The 17,655-nt window shown below is 54.0% G+C and carries 16 protein-coding genes; 8 read left to right on the plus strand and 8 right to left on the minus strand.

Annotation, left to right across the window (positions count from 1 at the left end):
• Positions 1–12: 12 nt before the first annotated feature.
• Together argS and AC2D8P_RS01715 are read right to left on the minus strand one after the other, a co-directional pair.
• Positions 13–1,758, minus strand: coding sequence for an arginine--tRNA ligase (argS, locus tag AC2D8P_RS01710; RefSeq protein WP_484699893.1), 1,746 nt, complete (start codon positions 1,756–1,758; stop codon positions 13–15).
• Between the two features lies 1 nt (position 1,759).
• Complete coding sequence (locus tag AC2D8P_RS01715) at positions 1,760–2,980, minus strand: deoxyguanosinetriphosphate triphosphohydrolase (RefSeq protein ID WP_484699895.1); 1,221 nt, start codon at positions 2,978–2,980, stop codon at positions 1,760–1,762.
• 85 nt (positions 2,981–3,065) lie between these two features.
• Between AC2D8P_RS01715 and AC2D8P_RS01720 the strand changes: the two genes are divergently transcribed.
• Positions 3,066–3,392, plus strand: a complete 327-nt coding sequence (locus tag AC2D8P_RS01720; RefSeq protein ID WP_484700580.1) for a HesB/IscA family protein — start codon at positions 3,066–3,068, stop codon at positions 3,390–3,392.
• A 9-nt stretch (positions 3,393–3,401) separates the two neighbouring features.
• Here AC2D8P_RS01720 and AC2D8P_RS01725 read toward each other — a convergent pair whose 3' ends face one another.
• The gene (locus AC2D8P_RS01725) at positions 3,402–4,307 is read right to left on the minus strand and encodes a Hint domain-containing protein (RefSeq protein ID WP_484699896.1); all 906 of its coding nucleotides are present in this window, start codon (positions 4,305–4,307) and stop codon (positions 3,402–3,404) included.
• Between the two features lie 156 nt (positions 4,308–4,463).
• Here AC2D8P_RS01725 and xth point away from each other — a divergent pair, with 156 nt between their 5' ends.
• Positions 4,464–5,243 carry an exodeoxyribonuclease III gene (gene xth, locus AC2D8P_RS01730; RefSeq protein ID WP_484699897.1) on the plus strand — a complete coding sequence of 260 codons (780 nt, stop codon included), beginning with the start codon at positions 4,464–4,466 and terminating at the stop codon, positions 5,241–5,243.
• Here xth and AC2D8P_RS01735 read toward each other — a convergent pair.
• Together AC2D8P_RS01735 and dksA are read right to left on the minus strand one after the other, a co-directional pair.
• A complete protein-coding gene (locus AC2D8P_RS01735; RefSeq protein WP_484699899.1) occupies positions 5,227–6,426 on the minus strand; it encodes an FAD-dependent monooxygenase in 1,200 nt (399 codons plus the stop codon). The genes xth and AC2D8P_RS01735 overlap by 17 nt on opposite strands.
• A 73-nt stretch (positions 6,427–6,499) precedes the next feature.
• Positions 6,500–6,922 (minus strand): RNA polymerase-binding protein DksA, encoded by a 423-nt coding sequence (dksA, locus tag AC2D8P_RS01740; protein WP_484699900.1) that lies wholly within the window; start codon positions 6,920–6,922, stop codon positions 6,500–6,502.
• Positions 6,923–7,109: 187 nt separating this feature from the next.
• Here dksA and AC2D8P_RS01745 point away from each other — a divergent pair, with 187 nt between their 5' ends.
• The 4 genes from AC2D8P_RS01745 to AC2D8P_RS01760 are packed head-to-tail and all read left to right on the plus strand — an operon-like array spanning position 7,110 to position 10,702.
• Entirely contained in the window at positions 7,110–7,949 is an 840-nt protein-coding gene (locus AC2D8P_RS01745) for an AAA family ATPase (RefSeq protein WP_484699902.1), read from the plus strand.
• 3 nt (positions 7,950–7,952) lie between these two features.
• Positions 7,953–9,350, plus strand: coding sequence for a DUF2927 domain-containing protein (locus AC2D8P_RS01750; RefSeq protein ID WP_484699904.1), 1,398 nt, complete (start codon positions 7,953–7,955; stop codon positions 9,348–9,350).
• 3 nt (positions 9,351–9,353) lie between these two features.
• A complete protein-coding gene (locus tag AC2D8P_RS01755; protein WP_484699906.1) occupies positions 9,354–9,518 on the plus strand; it encodes a hypothetical protein in 165 nt (54 codons plus the stop codon).
• A complete protein-coding gene (locus AC2D8P_RS01760; RefSeq protein WP_484699908.1) occupies positions 9,518–10,702 on the plus strand; it encodes a vWA domain-containing protein in 1,185 nt (394 codons plus the stop codon). The genes AC2D8P_RS01755 and AC2D8P_RS01760 overlap by 1 nt, the downstream gene beginning before the upstream one ends.
• Here AC2D8P_RS01760 and AC2D8P_RS01765 read toward each other — a convergent pair.
• From AC2D8P_RS01765 to AC2D8P_RS01775, 3 genes are read right to left on the minus strand one after another with little or no spacing between them, the layout of a single operon-like run.
• Positions 10,699–11,457 carry a sulfotransferase-like domain-containing protein gene (locus AC2D8P_RS01765; protein WP_484699910.1) on the minus strand — a complete coding sequence of 253 codons (759 nt, stop codon included), beginning with the start codon at positions 11,455–11,457 and terminating at the stop codon, positions 10,699–10,701. The genes AC2D8P_RS01760 and AC2D8P_RS01765 overlap by 4 nt on opposite strands.
• Entirely contained in the window at positions 11,454–12,158 is a 705-nt protein-coding gene (locus AC2D8P_RS01770) for an RlmE family RNA methyltransferase (protein WP_484699912.1), read from the minus strand. Before AC2D8P_RS01770 ends, AC2D8P_RS01765 begins: the two co-directional genes overlap by 4 nt.
• An 18-nt stretch (positions 12,159–12,176) precedes the next feature.
• A complete protein-coding gene (locus tag AC2D8P_RS01775) occupies positions 12,177–13,298 on the minus strand; it encodes a Ppx/GppA phosphatase family protein (RefSeq protein WP_484699913.1) in 1,122 nt (373 codons plus the stop codon).
• Between the two features lie 149 nt (positions 13,299–13,447).
• On the opposite strand from AC2D8P_RS01775, the gene AC2D8P_RS01780 reads away from it, so the two are divergent.
• On the plus strand, positions 13,448–16,462 hold the full coding sequence (locus AC2D8P_RS01780) for an aminotransferase class III-fold pyridoxal phosphate-dependent enzyme (RefSeq protein ID WP_484699915.1): 3,015 nt from the start codon (positions 13,448–13,450) through the stop codon (positions 16,460–16,462).
• Positions 16,459–17,637, plus strand: coding sequence for a trans-sulfuration enzyme family protein (locus AC2D8P_RS01785; protein WP_484699917.1), 1,179 nt, complete (start codon positions 16,459–16,461; stop codon positions 17,635–17,637). Before AC2D8P_RS01780 ends, AC2D8P_RS01785 begins: the two co-directional genes overlap by 4 nt.
• Positions 17,638–17,655 lie beyond the last annotated feature (18 nt).

Raw genomic sequence — 17,655 nt, forward strand, 5'->3', positions numbered from 1 at the left:
GGCGCGCCTTAATCAGCGCATCTCTTCGACCGGCGTCACACCAAGGATACCAAGACCAGCAGAAATAACAACGGCAACGGCACGGATTAGGGCAATTTTTGCTTGTGACGTGGCCGCATCGCCATCTTGCAGGGCGCGCAGGCGATCATCACTGCGGCCAAGATGGTAAAGACCGTGGAAATCCGATGCCAGATCATACAGATAAAACGCAACGCGATGCGGTTCATGCGTGCGTGCGGCGATTTCCAGCAATCGCGGCCATTCGGCGAGCTTGCGGATCAGGGACAGTTCCGCGTCATGATCCAGCAAGGACAGATCCGCCGCCTGCAACGTGGTGTCAGAGACATCAACACCCGCCTCAACCGCCTTGCGCAGTACCGAACACACCCGGGCATGGGCGTATTGAACGTAAAACACCGGGTTGTCTTTGGACTGTTCCAGCACCTTGTCAAAATCGAAATCCAGCGGTGCATCGTTTTTGCGGGTCAGCATCACGAACCGGGCCACATCAGGCCCGACCTGATCCACAACATCGCGCAGGGTGACAAATGTCCCTGCCCGTTTCGACATTTTGAACGGCTGGCCGTTTTTATAAAGCTTCACCAATTGCGTCAGCTTGATATCCAGTGGAACCTTACTATCAGACAGGGCAGATACCGCCGCTTTCATCCGTTTGACATAGCCACCGTGATCGGCGCCAAACACGTCGATCAGTTCGTCAAAGCCGCGTTCAACCTTGTCAAAATGATAGGCGATATCCGGGGCAAAATAGGTCCAGCCGCCATCGGATTTCTTGACCGGACGGTCGACATCATCGCCATGTTCGGTCGATTTGAAAAGCGTCTGTTCCCGCGGTTCCCAATCTTCCGGCACCTTTCCTTTCGGCGGCTCCAGAACGCCCTCATAGATCAGGCCCTTGCTGTCTAGCGACTCCAGCGCCGCCTCTATCCGGCCAGTGCCATAAAGCGCCTTTTCTGAGAAGAATGAATTCATCTCCACACCCAAGGCTTTCAGATCCGCACGGATCAGTTCCATCATCGCATCGGTGGCATAGTTTCTGACCTTTTCCAGCCACACGGATTCTGGCTGATCGATGTATTCATCGCCAACTTCGTCCTTTAGCGCCTGACCGACGTCGATCAGATACTCACCGGGATAGGTGCCATCCTCAAACGCCACATCCTGACCGTGGGCCTCCAGATACCGCAGATAGACAGAGCGCGCCAAAACATCGACCTGCGCCCCACCATCATTGATGTAATACTCACGGGTGACGTCATAACCGGCAAAATCCAGAAGGCTCGCCAACGCATCGCCAAACACCGCACCGCGCGTATGACCAACATGCAGTGGGCCGGTCGGGTTGGCCGATACATATTCCACATTCACCCGACGCCCTGCACCGACGCTTGCCCGGCCAAAATTCGGGCCTGCCGCCAAGACGGCGCCGATGATCTGCTGCCATTCCCCGTCGCTCAAACGCAGATTGATGAAACCAGGTCCGGCGACCTCTGCCACCTGAACACGCGCATCGGCGACCAGACGTTCCACCAACTGTTCTGCAATATCACGCGGCTTTTTTCCGGCAGACTTGGCCAATACCATGGCCGCATTTGTTGCCATGTCGCCATGGGCGGCATCGCGCGGTGGTTCAACCGCCACATTGTCAAAGCTCAGACCATCCGGCAGTTGTCCATCGGCCACCATGGCAGACAGACAATCAATCACCAAATCGCGAATATCGGTAAACAGGTTCATTTCAGTGCTCATCTTTGATTGCGCGCGGTTTAGCACGGGTGGGGGCGAGGTCAACGTCTGTCATACCATCGGGCGCTTCTTCGCGCCCCATAAACAGGCGCGAGTGTTGTTGAATGGCAAAGCGATCTGTCATCCCGGCGATGTAATCCGCCACGATCCGGGCCAACGCCGTTTCATCGGCAACTTCTGCCACATCCTTGCGCCACTGTTTGGGCAGCAGTTCAGGTTGCGACAAGTATAGCGGGAACAGGTCATCCACGACCTGCGTGACCCATTTGCGCATTTCTATCACTTTCGGGGCGCGGTACATCCGGCGAAACAGAAATTCCCGGACCACTTTGAGCTTTTCGAACACCTCGTCCGAAAACTGAACTATCGGCCGCCCTGCATTTCTGATATCCATCGCGGTGTCAGGTGCCAAATCGGCGAAGTTTCTTTTGCTGACAGCAATCACATCTTCGACCAACAGCCCGAAAAACCGGCGCAGGGCTTCATGCCGACGGCGATAGTAATTCAAATCCGGATACCGACGGTCTACCGACGCAAAACAGACGTCCAGCAGCGGCAGTTCTGCCAGCTCATCCGTCGAAAACAGTTCGGCCCTCAGCCCGTCATGCAAATCATGATTGTTATAGGCAATGTCGTCTGAAATCGCGGCAATTTGCGCCTCTGCACTGGCATATGTGTCCAGTTCCAGATCATGTAACGCGTTGTAATCTGCCAACGCATATGGCTGCACACCTGTGACAGGGCCATTATGTTTAGCAATACCTTCAAGGGTTTCCCAGGTTAAGTTCAATCCGTCCCATTCGGCGTAATGCCGTTCCAGCGACGTCACAATCCGCAAGGCCTGCGCGTTGTGATCAAACCCACCGAAAGGCGCCATCAACCTATCAAGTGCTTCCTCGCCTGTATGGCCAAAGGGCGTGTGCCCCAGATCATGGGCCAGCGCGACGGCTTCTGTCAGTTCGGCAGTCAACCCCAACTCCCCCGCCAAAGTCCGCGCGACCTGCGCCACCTCGATGGAATGGGTCAGACGGGTGCGGAAATAATCCCCCTCATGTTCAATAAAAACCTGGGTTTTATGCTTTAACCGGCGAAAGGCAGAGGCATGAATGATCCGATCCCGATCCCGTTGAAAACAAGATCTGAACGTGCTGTCGGGTTCTTCATACAGCCGCCCCCGGCTGTTTCCGGGGTCTGCGGCATAAGTTTGCTGCATTGATCTGCCTGTTGTTGTCTTGTCCCAAGACCCCTATATATCGGCTGCTATGGAATTGAAACGCGCGAAGGGTTTCGAAATGGAATTGTCGCTTCCACCAAAAGTCACGGATCGGGCCTATGAACGGCTTGCAGAAATTAATGACGGTGCCGATACCGCCAAAGCTTTGCGCGTCGCGGTTGAGGGCGGCGGGTGTTCAGGGTTTCAATACGAAATTCGCCTGGATGATCCGGCAGAGGATGATTTGATATTGGAAAAATTGGGCCAGAAAGTTGTCGTCGACAGCATATCCCTGCCCTTCCTATCCAACGCTGTGATTGATTTTTCCGAAGAATTGATCGGCGCGCGTTTCACGATCGAAAATCCAAACGCCACCAGTTCCTGTGGCTGCGGGACCAGCTTTTCAATGTAGCACTGATTGCTACACATCCATGGCTTTCGCCTCAAAAGACTTCAAAGCACCGCGCGCCAGCGTGTGTTTAAAGGGTTCAACCTCCAGATTGGGGTATAATCTTTGCAGCTCACTCTTTACCCGGCTGCCATCGCAACAGAAATAATCCCCCATAAAGAAGCTTTCCGTTCCGATCCCTTCGGAAAAGATGATCTGATGATCATCAAACATGATGTGGTAATAATCGACGGTTTCAACCGGGACGCGGGTGATAGTTGTGTCGTTTAACAAGGATTTTGCCGGGCACAGGGCCTGCTCTTCCCCCAATGACAACTGCACCTGCCACCCATTCAACAATATCCGGTGCTGCGGCGACACCCAAAGATCACGCTCATTTCCCAAGGTGCCAGCGCTGATCCGAATGGGTGCAAACTTTCCAAGCCCCCCGATGGTGGATTTCCCGGCCCAACGAACAGGTTGCAGACCGTTATCCGCTGTATAGACCAGATCGCCCACCTCGATCTCTTCGACCACGACCTCGCCCTTGGCGGTACGAATACGCGTACCCGCACAAAAACAGGGCGGTCCCAGCTTGTTGACATCAAAGTTGGCCTTACTTTGGCTTTTCGTGTGGATATGACCCGCCGTTGCCACATCACCATTAGACAAGGTGCTGCCATCATTTGGGGTGAAATATACGCTTCCGTCCTCGGTTATGAAGACCGTGCCCCGAATAACAACACCGTCAATGACCAATCTTTGCCCATTGTGGACAGAAACGATAGGACTGTCGTTTATCGTGTCGCCGTCCTGTGCAGACAAGGAGCCGTCATCATTTATGTCGTTGAACACGATTTGCTCAACGATCAGTGTCTTTGGAAACACCGTGTCATCATAAACATTAGTGACTGCCTGATCCGTATAGGTCGTGGGCATTGCCTGTACTCAGATTGTTTAACTGCTCTTTTGCGGCACTCTACCAATAATTGAGGGAAAGATCAAAAATACTTTCCTCGACGGTTCCTCCAACAGATTCACGACCTTGCGATAACGCCCCTGCCGTGCCACTTGTTATTTTAACAGGAGACACACATGAAAATCGCGACATTCAACATCAATGGAATCAAAGCCCGCGTAAACGCCTTGTGCGATTGGTTGGACGAGGCACAGCCGGATGTGGCCCTGTTGCAGGAAATCAAATCAATAGACGAAAACTTTCCGCGCGAGCTGTTCGAGGATCGCGGTTACAACGTCGAAACCCATGGCCAGAAAAGTTTCAACGGCGTCGCCATCCTGTCTAAATTTCCCCTGGAAGACGTCACCAGAGGCCTGCCCGGTGATAACAGCGACGAACAGGCCCGTTGGATCGAGGCGACCGTCATGGGCGATGTATCGGTGCGTGTGTGCGGGCTTTACCTGCCAAACGGAAACCCGACCCCGGGGCCTAAATACGATTACAAACTGTCGTGGATGAAGCGCCTGAAATCACGGGCAGAAGAGCTATTGAGACTTGAAGAACCGGTGCTAATGGCTGGTGATTACAATATTATCCCACAACCAGAGGACGCCAAACGCCCCGAAGCATGGGAAGAGGATGCGCTCTACCGGATGGACTCTCGCACAGCATGGCGGGAAATTCTGAACCTGGGTTTTACAGAGGCTTTCCGCGCCCGCAATCATGCACCAGAGCAATTTACATTCTGGGATTATCAGGCCGGTGCCTGGAACCGCAATGATGGTATCCGCATCGATCACGTGTTGATGACGCCGCAATGTGCTGACCTGATGACCGATTGCGGGATTGACGCCGAAATCCGCGGTCGTGAAAAACCCTCTGATCACGTGCCCTTATGGGTCAATCTTGCGGCATGAACGCCGGATCGCGCGTCACGTCATAGCGGTATATCCAATCAAATTTTCGCAGCATCATGGATGGCGCGATTGATCCTATCCCTCGCAACGCACTATGGGCCACCAGACGCACAGGCGCGGATTTCAAATGATAGTTTCGTGCGTTTTTGTTGGCCGCTTCCACGACCAATTCCGTGCGGGCTTTGCGAATGGCCTGATACGTCTTCAACGCCTCTGCCATACTGTCAAAATTGCAAAGACATGATGATAAAGCCCAAGCATCCTCTAACGCCATTGTCGCGCCTTGCGCCATAAAAGGCAGCGTCGGATGCGCCGCATCCCCAAGGATCGCACAGGCGCCCCGGGTCCAAATCGGCGCCACGCGGTGGCGAAACAAGCCCCATAGATGCACCTCTTCAACCTTGCGCAGAAGGTTCTGAACATCAGGGCAGAAATCTGCAAATGCCGCTCTTAGCTTTGCGGGGTCACCCTGTTGTTGCCAGCTTTCCTGAACCCACTCCTGACGTTCTTCGACAGCCACCACATTCATGATGCGACCCTGCCTTAGTGGGTAAGTCACCACATGTCGTCCCGGCCCCATATAGACAGTTGCCGTTTTTGGCACCTCCCGGTTCAGCGGTACAAGACATCGCCACGCGGCATGTTGTGTGAAAAATGGCGTTTCTTCACCGTTCAGACTTTTTCGCAAATTCGAATGTATTCCGTCCGCACCGACCAAAAAATCGGGGCGAACATCCCCTTCCCCTGGGATAGAAATCGATGCACTGCCTTCGTCAGATAACGAGATGTCAGAGATACAGCATGATGTCTTAACAGTGACGCCCGCGTCCTTCACCGCCGCCGCCAACACATTGATCAGGTCCGCCCGGTGCACAAACCGATAGGGTTGGAGCGTCTGATCTTGCCCCAAAGGCAGACGCAAAACAGATTTGCCCGCATGAAAATCACAAAGTTCGGCTGCCTGCGCTAGGGTCGATATAGCATCCAGTCCCCTTGCTGATCCCAATGCCGACAACACGACCCCGCCATTCGGGCTGATCTGAATACCGGCGCCAACCTCTGTTATTGCCTCTGCCTGCTCTAACACGGTCACCCGCGCCCCGTGGCGCGCAAAGGCAAGCGCTGCAGCCAGCCCGCCAATGCCAGCCCCAATCACGACAATCTGCTTATCCTGCAGGTTCATTTGCCCCCCAACAGAAACAAAAAAGGCGCCCCAAAAGCAGGAGCGCCCCGAATTTTAATCCGTTACATCCGCATCAATCGTTGCGGTGTACTTTTTCCCGACGCTCATGCCGTTCCTGAGCTTCCAAGCTCAGTGTGGCAATCGGTCGAGCGTCCAGCCGTTTCAACGAAATTGGTTCACCGGTTTCCTGGCAAAACCCATATTCGCCCTCTTCGATTCTGCGCAATGCGGAATCAATCTTGGCAACCAATTTGCGTTGACGATCCCGGGTGCGCAGCTCAATCGCGCGGTCGGTTTCCTCAGAGGCACGGTCAGCCACGTCTGGAATATTTCTGGTATTGTCTTGGAGCCCTTCGATTGTATCGCGGGTTCCCGCCAACAATTCGTTTCTCCAGTTTAACAGTTTCCGACGGAAATACTCTGTTTGGCGTTCATTCATGAACGGTTCATCTTCCGCCGGGCGATAATCCTCCGGTAAGAAAACTTCAGCTTTCATACCATCTCCCTTCAAATCCTCGGATGACGCAATTTGATCTGATCGAGACATCCGATACCCTTAACATTCTGCGGCTGCTCTAATCGAATCCCAAAGGATTGTCACTAGCGATCTCTAACTATTGATGTGAAAATTATGGCGCTATAATGTCCGCGAGTCGATTTCACGCATAACTTACGGGCAGTACATGAATTTTTCCGGAACAGGTCGTTATATTGCAACAGATGATTTATCCGTTGCAGTCAACGCAGCCATTACACTTGAACGTCCCCTGCTGGTTAAAGGGGAGCCCGGCACAGGCAAAACCGAACTGGCGATTCAGGTGGCCGAAAGCCTGAACATGCCGTTGATTGAATGGCACATCAAATCCACAACCCGCGCACAGCAAGGATTATATGAATATGACGCCGTCAGTCGCCTGCGCGACAGTCAGCTGGGGGATGAACGTGTTCATGATGTCAAAAACTACATTCGCAAGGGTAAGCTGTGGCAGGCCTTTGAGGCAGGTGAACGCAGCGTTCTGTTGATCGATGAAGTCGACAAGGCCGATATCGAGTTTCCGAACGACCTGCTACAGGAACTCGACCGGATGGAATTTCACGTTTACGAAACCGGTGAAACCATCCGGGCACGCCGGCGCCCCGTGGTAATCATCACGTCAAATAATGAAAAGGAACTGCCAGACGCCTTTCTGCGGCGTTGCTTTTTCCACTATATTAGGTTTCCCGACATTGACACGCTCAAGCAAGTTGTCGAGGTCCACCACCCCGGGATCAAACAGGATTTGCTGACTGCCGCGTTGACCAAGTTCTACGATATCCGCAATCAAGCTGGGTTAAAGAAAAAGCCCTCAACCTCTGAAGTGCTGGATTGGCTAAAACTGTTGCTGGCAGAAGAGCTCAGCGCCGAGGACTTGAAGGGCGATGCCACCAACGCCTTGCCCCGTCTGCATGGCGCATTGCTGAAGAACGAACAAGACGTTCATCTGTTTGAACGATTGGCCTTTATGGCCAGAGGGCAAAGATAACGAATGACAGGCGTTTTCAGAGATATATGCCGAATAGTTTCGGTTGTGGTTCTGGCCGCCTGTTCGAACGACGCACGGGTCGATCGAGCCGTTCCTGATATGGCCGATCTTCCCGACCTTCCGCCAATGCGGGTGTTTGCATCCCACGCCCCGCAACAGCCCATCAGATCGAACCGCGACCTGGTGCGTGATTTCATAGATCTGAGCTTCACGATGGAAAATGGCACCTCGCTGCCCTATCTCACACGGTTCGAAGGGCCCATCACCCTGCGGGTAAAGGGGTTAAATCCCCCAACACTCCAGCGCGATCTTGATGATTTGCTATACCGGTTGCGCGCAGAGGCCGGCATCAACGTCACCCAAGTTCCAACCGATCAACCCGCATCCATTACCGTTCACCTGATCACGCGGGCGCAGCTTAGCCGCGCAGTGCCCAATGTCGCCTGTTTCGTCGTTCCAAACATGTCCGACTGGCAGGAATACCTTTCAAACAGACGCAGCCGCAAAACCGACTGGCGAGCATTACAGCGACGCGAACGCGTTGCGATATTCATGCCCGGGGATGTATCACCGCAAGATATCCGCGATTGCCTTCATGAGGAGATCGCGCAAAGCCTTGGCCCCTTGAACGATCTGTTCCGCCTGCCCGACAGCATCTTTAACGATGACAACTTTCATACGGTTCTGACAGGCGCAGATATGTTGATGTTGCGGGCGTATTATTCGCCCCGGCTGCGCAGCGGCATGACCAAGGCGCAGGTCGCCTCTGTGATCCCGATAATTCTGGCGCAGATCAATCCTCGTGGGGAGCGTATTCCCTACAGAGGCACATCAGAATCGTCGCAAGTTTGGCGATCAACCATGGCGCAGGCCCTGTCACCCAAAACTCCGGGCGCGACCCGGCGGCGTGCTATTGATCGGGCCATCCGGCAAGCACAGGGTTGGAACGACGGACGTCTGGGATTTGCCCTTTTGATCAAGGGTCGCCTGCTGGCCGCAGATGAACCGCAGGAGTCGTTTGAAAACTTCCTCGCCGCTTATCAGTTGTTTGGCTCACGTCCCGAAACCCGCCTGCAAGCCGCCCATGTCGCGACCAATTTGGCGATATTTGCCCTTGCCGCCGGCTCCCCGGAACAGGCGCTGATCCTGATCGACGCCCATCTAGATCTGATCCAGGATTCAGAAAACGCGGCGCTGTTATCCACCGTGCTTTTCGCCAAGGCAGAGGCGCTAAGGGCAATTGGACAGCTTGACCGCGCGAACACAGTTCGCCAAGAGGCGCTGGGATGGGCGCGCTACGGGATTGGTTCTGACCGGGACGTACGTGACCACGAAAAAGAGATTGCAAATATTGCACGCCGCGCGACATGCACCACGCAACCATGCCCGGCAGGAGGATAACAAATGATCGTTCTGATCTGTGCCGCTATCGGGGCTGCCTTTGGGTCTTGGCGGGCGCGAAAGCGCAAAGGTAACCGTCTGGATATGCTGCAATATGCGGCTGTGCACGCCCTGATTTTTGCCCTTGTCGGGCTTTTTGTGACGATTATTGTTGAACGCAATCTCTGATGTTCCTGTCGTTCTTCGATACGTTACGCGCAGAACGCGTTCCCGTCAGCCTCAGAGAATTTCTAAGTTTTCTTGAAGGTCTGAAAAGCGGGTTAGTGATTTATGATGTCGAGGCGTTCTACTTTCTCGCCCGCGCCACCATGGTCAAGGACGAACGCAACCTAGACAAGTTCGATCGGGCGTTTTCCCAGGCCTTTCGCGGGATAGAGAGTATCTCTGTCGATGACGTTCTGAATGCCATTGATCTGCCGCGCGACTGGCTGGAAAAAATGGCAGAAAAGCACCTGACGCCTGAAGAAAAGGCAGAAATTCAGGCTTTGGGCGGCTTTGACAAGCTGATGGAAACGTTGAAGGAGCGCCTGCAGGAACAAAAAGGACGCCACCAAGGCGGCAACAAATGGATCGGAACCGCGGGCACCTCCCCCTTTGGGGCTTATGGCTACAATCCCGAAGGCGTGCGCATCGGTCAAAACGAAAGCCGCCATCAGCGTGCGGTCAAGGTCTGGGACAAACGCGAGTTTCGAAATCTGGATGACAGCGTTGAACTGGGCACCCGCAACATCAAGGTCGCCCTGAAACGCCTGCGCAACTGGGCCCGCGACGGCGCGAATGAGGAACTGGATCTTGACAATACGATCCGCGCCACCGCCGAACAGGGCTATCTGGATGTAAAAACCCGACCCGAACGTCACAATGCGGTCAAGGTCGTTCTGTTTCTGGATGTTGGCGGTTCTATGGATCCGCACATCAAGGTAGTCGAAGAACTGTTCAGTGCCGCCCGGGCTGAATTCAAACATCTGGAATATTACTATTTCCACAATTGCCTGTACGAAGGCGTCTGGCGCGATAACCGTCGCCGCTGGAACGAGGTCACGCCAACATGGGACGTCCTGCACACCTACGGCCCGGATTATAAATGCATCTTTGTGGGCGATGCCTCCATGTCGCCCTACGAAATCGCCTTTCGCGGCGGGGCGAATGAGCATTGGAATGACGAGGCGGGCGAAGTCTGGCTGCGACGCGCGATCGATCAATGGCCAGACCACCTGTGGATCAACCCGACGCCCGAACATCACTGGCAATACACCCAGTCCATCGCCATGATCCGCGAAATCTTTGCTGACCGGATGGTCCCAATGACGTTAGAGGGGATCGAACGCGGAATGAAGGATTTGGGCCGCTAATCTGCCTGCGCCGCAATCAGTCTTTCATAGTACGGCATGTGGTGGTCCAAGTAGCGATGCATGTTCGGATGATCTTGCGCCATCTCCTCAAACTCACTCCGTTTTTTGATGTTCTCCACCTCATTCATCGGGCGAATGCCCTGCGAACTGCTGACATCCTCATGCCAGCCGCTAACCTGTTGCCAGTCCTTTGGTTTCGGAGTTTGCCAGTCAAATGCTTGATCGACATGAGGTAAACTAATTTTTCGCCACAGCCCGCCAATGACCCTTTTGACATCATTGCGTATATCTTCCGCGCACAAAACGATCGGTGCGATCCCTTGGCTCATTAGGCCCGCGTAATGGTTCCACTGCGCCTCTAACCCAACTTCTTCTGATGTCACCTGCGGATCGAGCTTGAAATATGACAGAATCGACGCGACCGGATCGCGCACTAAAAAACAATGTGTGACGCGACTGCAAAAGGCCCGATCCTCCAGGATATGCGGCATCACATAATAGCTCATATCCTTGAAAAATACCGGCCCGGTTGAGGCCCATCCCGACAATTGATCGCGGATCTCTGAATAGCGCAACGGATGATCCGGGCGCACATCAAAATGCGGCATGGTTCGGACTTTGCGATGCACATAATAGTCATACATGAACGGTTCATGCGCACAGCGTAAATCACCCCGTTCGCGCATAACCCGTTCCATAGCCGTCGACATCGATCGGGGATGCGACCACAACGCGATGATCGGGTGCTGCTTCACGTCGCCCGATACCCCATAGCGACGACGAATTTCTCTGAACTGTCTGATCGGCTGGAGGGCGGTTTGACATTCGCGACCTTGTTAAACTTCTGCTTCAAGAGTTTTTGCAGATCCCCCTCTGCCCCACCGGCCAGAACCTTGGCGACAAAGGTGCCACCCTCCTCCAGCACGTCAAAGGCAAAATAGGCCGCAGCCTCGCATAGTGAAATGATCCGCAGGTGATCGGTTTGCTTATGCCCCGATGACGATGCCGCCATGTCAGACATCACCACATCGGCCTTGCCACCCAGCCACTCTTTCACCTTTAGATCGGCATCATCTTCCATGAAATCCAGTTGATGAAACTCTGCCCCCGGAAGAGGTTCAACCTCTTGCAGATCGACCCCCAGAATAGTTCCGATGGCCTTTCCGCTCTTCTCCCCCAACGCATTTACGCGTGGTACGGCCACCTGGCACCAGCCGCCCGGTGCGCAACCCAGATCGACGACACGTGCGCCGGGCACTAGAAACCGGTACTTGTCGTCCAGCTCCATAATCTTGAACGCTGCACGCCCCCTAAACCCCTCAGCCTGGGCGCGTTGCACGTAGGGATCGTTCAATTGCCGCTGCAACCACCGGGTAGAGCTACTTTTGCGCCCCCGCGCAGTCTTTACTTTGACAAACAGCTCTCGTTGGCCGCGTCCGCTTGTTTTCTTGACCATATTCGTCGTCCTGAAATCTCAGAAATGCCCGTCCTCAAGGACGCCATCATCACTCATCAGCGCGTATAGCAGACCTTCGCGCAGACCGCGATCCGCAACTGACAACTGATTTGTCGGCCAGACCCGCATCAAGGCCTGCAGTATTGCGGATCCTGACATGATCAACGTTGCGCGATCCCGTCCAATGCGTGGATCACGCCGGCGCCCGTCCGGCCCAAGATCCAAATAACTCCGAATGACCTTGTCAATCTGGTCCGTGGTCATCCGCAACCCGTCGACCTTGTTCCGGTCGTATCGCTTCAACCCCAGATGCGTGGCGGCAACCGTTGTTACGGTGCCGGATGTACCAACGATCTGGAACCCTTCACGAGAATGCTCGCCCTCGTAATCATAGGGCGCAAATTCCCGTAGGTTTTCCTCAAAATGCCAGCTCATCAACGCAAATCGCGCCGCGTCATCGCTGACATCGTTGAACTGTTCACGCAGCGTCGCGACGCCAAGTGGTACAGAAATCCAATCCACCACACGCGCGGCCGGAAAAGGACTATCTTCCTTTGGATCAAACCCAGAATGCAACCGCATGATGGCACGCGGCCGTTCCACATTGGGAACTTTGGTCAGATCAATCCAGACCAGCTCTGTCGAACCGCCCCCAATATCCACAACCAACAACTGTTCGGTTCGGGTAGACACCAGCGATGAACAGCTGATCACGGCTAGGCGCGCCTCTTCCTCCGGCTTGATGATTTCCAGGCGTAATCCGGTTTCACGCCGCACCCGATCGATAAGTTCCTTAGCGTTTTTCGCTCGGCGGCAGGCCTCCGTCGCGACCAGCTTCATCCGCTTTACCTGATGATATTGCAGCTTTTTCTGGCATATCCTCATCGCCTGAACCGTGCGATGGATGGATTGGCTGGACAACCGACCGGTTGCCTCCAACCCATGACCCAGCTGAACAGAACGGGAATAGCTATCCACGACATGAAACTGGTTGCCCTTTGGCTGTGCAACCAGCATCCGACACGAATTTGTACCCAGATCCAACGCCGCATACAGCGCGGCCGAATCCGGGCGTTTTGGTGCAGGGGTTGCAACCACCTTGGGGAACGCGCCCGCACCTTTGGGACGCTTGGGCGCCATTGCGTCGCCCTCCATTTCGAGTTGGATTGAGAGTAGACCGGCCCCAGCAACCAATCAAGATGACATTTGCGAATGGGTGGAAAAGTTATCGTCGCTCGACAATCGGTGAAAGATCGGAAAAACATCTGTTGAAGTGTTCGGGGGATCACATGACACAGCATTGGCAACAGATACTTAGTACGCATTGGGGTAGATCGGCAGAGATCAGGCAGCTGGGTGGCGAATATGATCTGAACTTTCTGGCAACCTGCAATAATGGTGAAAAGGCCCTGCTGAAGGTGATGCGGGAAGGCTGTTCCACCGAATTGGTTGCACTACAGATCGCGGCGACCCAACATGTGACAGCTAAAAACGCAAAGATACCCCTCCCCTCTGTCATACCGACCAAATCCGGTCAGTTACTTGCAACTATCCTGGATGAAACTGGAACTGATCGGCTTTGCTGGTTGATCGAAGGGATCGACGGTGTGAACTACGCCGATTTTTCCCCGAAATCTACACATCTCATCACCGAACTTGGGGCGCATATCGGTGCGCTTGATAACGCGCTTGCAGATTTTGATCATCCCGCGCTGGGTCGTGATTTTAAATGGAACTTGGTCACGGCCGATTGGATTGCGGATCAACTGGTGCATTTCACATCACCGGCACGCAAAGCAATTTTGCAGGACATCTGCGATGAATTCGCCGCCATCAAATCCAAGTTAATCGTTTTAAAAAATCAGTCAATTCATAATGATATCAATAACTACAACATACTTGTTCATGTAAACAATGACATTCACCCATACATTTCTGGTCTGATTGATCTTGGCGATATGTGCCACGCCCCGCGTGTATGTGAGGTTGCGATTGCTGGCGCGTATATTGTTCTGGATCACCCCTATCCCGAACGTGCGCTCTGCACATTGGTGTCAGGGTATCACCGCACAAATCCGCTGTCAGAAACAGAGCTCGCCCTGATCTGGCCCCTGCTTCGCATGCGTCTGGCGGTCAGCGTTGTGAATTCAACGCTGGAAGCGAAAGAAAACCCTGATGATCCCTATGTCACCATTTCTCAAGCTCCGGCTTGGCGGTTTTTGGAAGGGTACAATCAGTCTGCAGGAATCATCCATAAGCGGCTACGATTGGCCTGCGGCTATCCGATCACCCGAAACGCGGATCATGTGATCAATTGGGTGAACAAGCATCGCGGGCAGTTTCACCCGGTACTCGGTAAAGATCTAGGCGATATTCCGGCTCTCCCCTTGTCGCCAGAACATTCAACATGCCCGGAAAACCCGCTTCGTATCACCGTTGAAGAGGCCACCAACCTTTACCCAGACGAATCTAACGCCTGTTGGTTGGGGTATTGGAAAGAACCACGCCTGATCTATTGCTCAGATGACTTCAAAAACGGGCCCTATACAGCCAGCGACCGACGTACGGTTCATCTGGGGGTGGACATCTTCGATAGTGTTAATTCTGATGTTTATGCACCCTTGGGCGGCACTGTTCACGTGATACAAAACCGATCAGAACGATTGGACTATGGCGGGGTCATCGTCCTTCGGCATGAAACTGATGCAGGTGACCCATTCTATACGCTCTACGGCCATCTAAACCCGGAGGTCTGCGATCGGCTTAGGATCGGTGATCATGTCCCAAAGGGACAAGCATTTTGCAAATTGGGCAGCCCTGATGAAAACGGTGGCTGGCAACCGCACCTGCATTTCCAATGGGCGCCGTGTATCGACGGAATAGATGAGGTCTGGCCAGGTGTCGCCAATCCTGACGATCTGGAGTTTTGGGCGGCCCAATTTCCAAATCCAGCGCCGTTTTTGAACCTAGATGACGTTAAGGTCAAAGCAGAAGTTACTGATAAATCGAATTTACATTCACATCGTAAGGAATTGTTTTCAGGAAATCTGTCGCTCAGTTACACCGATCCCGTTATGCCGGTCCGTGGCTGGCGTCACCATCTGATTGATGAATGGGGTCGCCGGTATCTGGATGCTTACAACAACGTTCCCCATGTCGGTCATGCCCATCCCCGAATTCGCAGGGTTGCAACCGATCAGTTGGGGCGAATGAATTCAAACACCCGCTACCTTCACCCAGCTCTCATCAGGTTTGCAGATAAGTTGCTGGAAAAATTGCCGCCGCAATTAAGCAAATGTTTCTTTGTCAATTCCGGCAGCGAGGCCAACGAACTCGCCCTGAGACTGGCAAGAGCGGCAACGGGCGAAATGGGCATTGTCACCCCCGATCACGGCTATCACGGCAACACCACTGGCGCGATGGACATCTCTGCCTATAAGTTCAACGCCCGGGGCGGACAGGGTAAGCCTGATTGGGTCGAACTGGTCGAGGTCGCTGATGATTATCGCGGCAGCTTTGTCCGACAAGACCCTGAACGGGCGGAAAAATTTGCATCCCTAGTGCCAGATGCCATCAATAGCCTAAAGGCGCGAGATATCGGATTGTCGGGTTTCATTGCAGAAACTTTTCCCTCTGTCGGCGGACAGATCATCCCGCCCTCTGGGTATCTGCAGAAAGTCTATGAACATATCCGCAATGCCGGGGGGATTTGTATTGCAGATGAGGTTCAGACCGGTCTGGGCCGTTTGGGGCAGTATTATTTCGGTTTTGAACATCAACAGGCCCGGCCCGACATCGTCGTTTTGGGCAAACCCATTGGCAATGGCCACCCGATCGGGGTTGTGATCACAACCGACGACATCGCGGCGAAATTTGCCGAAGGGCCGGAATTCTTTTCGACCTTTGGCGGATCAACCCTGTCTGCGCGCATCGGGGCAGAGGTTCTACAGATCGTCGATGATGAGGGGTTGATGGAAAATGCCCGCGTCATGGGTGATCGGCTGATCGCCGGCTTGACCAAACTACAAGATAAACACCCCGTCATTGGTGACATCCGCGGCATGGGGTTGTTTTTAGGGGTTGATCTGGTCGCCGATCGCGTCACCAAAACCCCGGCCACACAAATCGCCTACTACGTGAAAAACCGACTGCGAGAACGACGCATTCTGGTCGGGACCGAAGGGCCCTTTGACAACATCCTGAAAATCCGCCCGCCCCTGACCATAGAGGCCGATGATGTTGACATGTTGCTGGAGGTGCTAGACGACATATTGTCAGAAACTCCAGTCAGGCAAATCAGATGACAAAACCGCCCTCGCTTGTCCGCCGCACTCCTTGGCCCGAAACCAACAGCCGTCCGGTTGCCACGCCTTTACAAACATCGGTCGTCTATGCCGTAGAAAACCCCGATGCGCTGGACCGGCAATATGATGGCGAGGTAAGCGGCTATGCCTATTCGAGAGAGGGTCACCCAAACGCGCATGTATTGGCGACAAAGATCGATGGAATGGAGGGCACCAGTGGCGGCATCATCACCGGATCAGGAATGGCGGCAATTCTGGCATCTGTCATGGCCGTGTTGCAAAGCGGCGATCACATCGTTGCGGCAGACCAAATTTACGGCCGTTCCCTGAGACTGATGACCGAAGATTTGCCGCGTTTTGGGATCAGCGCGTCCTTAGTAGACGCGACCGATGTCAAGGCCGTTGAAAAGGCCATCAGACCAGAGACCAAAGCCATATTGGCAGAAGTCGTCGCAAACCCCACCCTGCGCGTGGCCGATATGCGCGGCATTGCCAAACTGGCCAAAGATCGCGGAGTTTTACTGATTGTCGACAACACTTTCACCACACCCCGGGCATTTCGTCCCTTCGAAATGGGCGCGGATATCGTCGTTCATTCTGTGACAAAGCTTCTTGCCGGTCATGCGGATGCGATGCTGGGCTATGTTGTGGCCAAAGACCCCGCAATCAATGAGGCCATCTATACATTGGCAGTGACATGGGGGCTGACGCCAAGCCCGTTTGATTGCTGGTTGGCAGAGCGTGGCTTGTACTCCTTCGATCTGCGTTTTGACCGGGCGCAGGCCAATGCTGAAATCCTGGCAGAACGATTGTCGGGATTGCCCGGCGTTCGACGGGTTCTGTATCCACTGCGACCCGATCATCCAGATCACAATCGCGCAGGTGATCTTCTGGGGGTTCAGGGCGGCAACATGGTCAGCTTTGAAATCGATGGTGACCGGGACAAGGCCAATCGGTTTGTCGAGGCCGCACAGAACATCAACTTCGCACCCACGCTGGGCGATATCGCCACCACGATCAGCCACCCTTTGTCCTCCTCGCATCGTGGGATGTCACCGGAAGATCAGCGCGCAATTGGTCTGTCAGAGGGGTTCTTCCGCGTATCTGTCGGCGTGGAAGACATCACATTGTTATGTGAAGAGTTCAAAGCGGCCCTGGCTCAAACCTTCGTTTGACAGTGATAATACAATGAG

This window comes from Roseovarius sp. YIN77 (genome assembly GCF_057219155.1).

Bases quoted from the DNA above. Each gene is read 5' to 3' on its own strand.
- argS (WP_484699893.1), bottom strand. From the start codon at position 1,758: ATGAACCTGTTTACCGATATTCGCGATTTGGTGATTGATTGTCTGTCT.
- AC2D8P_RS01715 (WP_484699895.1), bottom strand. From the start codon at position 2,980: ATGCAGCAAACTTATGCCGCAGACCCCGGAAACAGCCGGGGGCGGCTG.
- AC2D8P_RS01725 (WP_484699896.1), bottom strand. From the start codon at position 4,307: ATGCCCACGACCTATACGGATCAGGCAGTCACTAATGTTTATGATGAC.
- xth (WP_484699897.1), top strand. From the start codon at position 4,464: ATGAAAATCGCGACATTCAACATCAATGGAATCAAAGCCCGCGTAAAC.
- AC2D8P_RS01735 (WP_484699899.1), bottom strand. From the start codon at position 6,426: ATGAACCTGCAGGATAAGCAGATTGTCGTGATTGGGGCTGGCATTGGC.
- dksA (WP_484699900.1), bottom strand. From the start codon at position 6,922: ATGAAAGCTGAAGTTTTCTTACCGGAGGATTATCGCCCGGCGGAAGAT.
- AC2D8P_RS01745 (WP_484699902.1), top strand. From the start codon at position 7,110: ATGAATTTTTCCGGAACAGGTCGTTATATTGCAACAGATGATTTATCC.
- AC2D8P_RS01750 (WP_484699904.1), top strand. From the start codon at position 7,953: ATGACAGGCGTTTTCAGAGATATATGCCGAATAGTTTCGGTTGTGGTT.
- AC2D8P_RS01755 (WP_484699906.1), top strand. From the start codon at position 9,354: ATGATCGTTCTGATCTGTGCCGCTATCGGGGCTGCCTTTGGGTCTTGG.
- AC2D8P_RS01760 (WP_484699908.1), top strand. From the start codon at position 9,518: ATGTTCCTGTCGTTCTTCGATACGTTACGCGCAGAACGCGTTCCCGTC.
- AC2D8P_RS01770 (WP_484699912.1), bottom strand. From the start codon at position 12,158: ATGGTCAAGAAAACAAGCGGACGCGGCCAACGAGAGCTGTTTGTCAAA.
- AC2D8P_RS01775 (WP_484699913.1), bottom strand. From the start codon at position 13,298: ATGGCGCCCAAGCGTCCCAAAGGTGCGGGCGCGTTCCCCAAGGTGGTT.
- AC2D8P_RS01780 (WP_484699915.1), top strand. From the start codon at position 13,448: ATGACACAGCATTGGCAACAGATACTTAGTACGCATTGGGGTAGATCG.
- AC2D8P_RS01785 (WP_484699917.1), top strand. From the start codon at position 16,459: ATGACAAAACCGCCCTCGCTTGTCCGCCGCACTCCTTGGCCCGAAACC.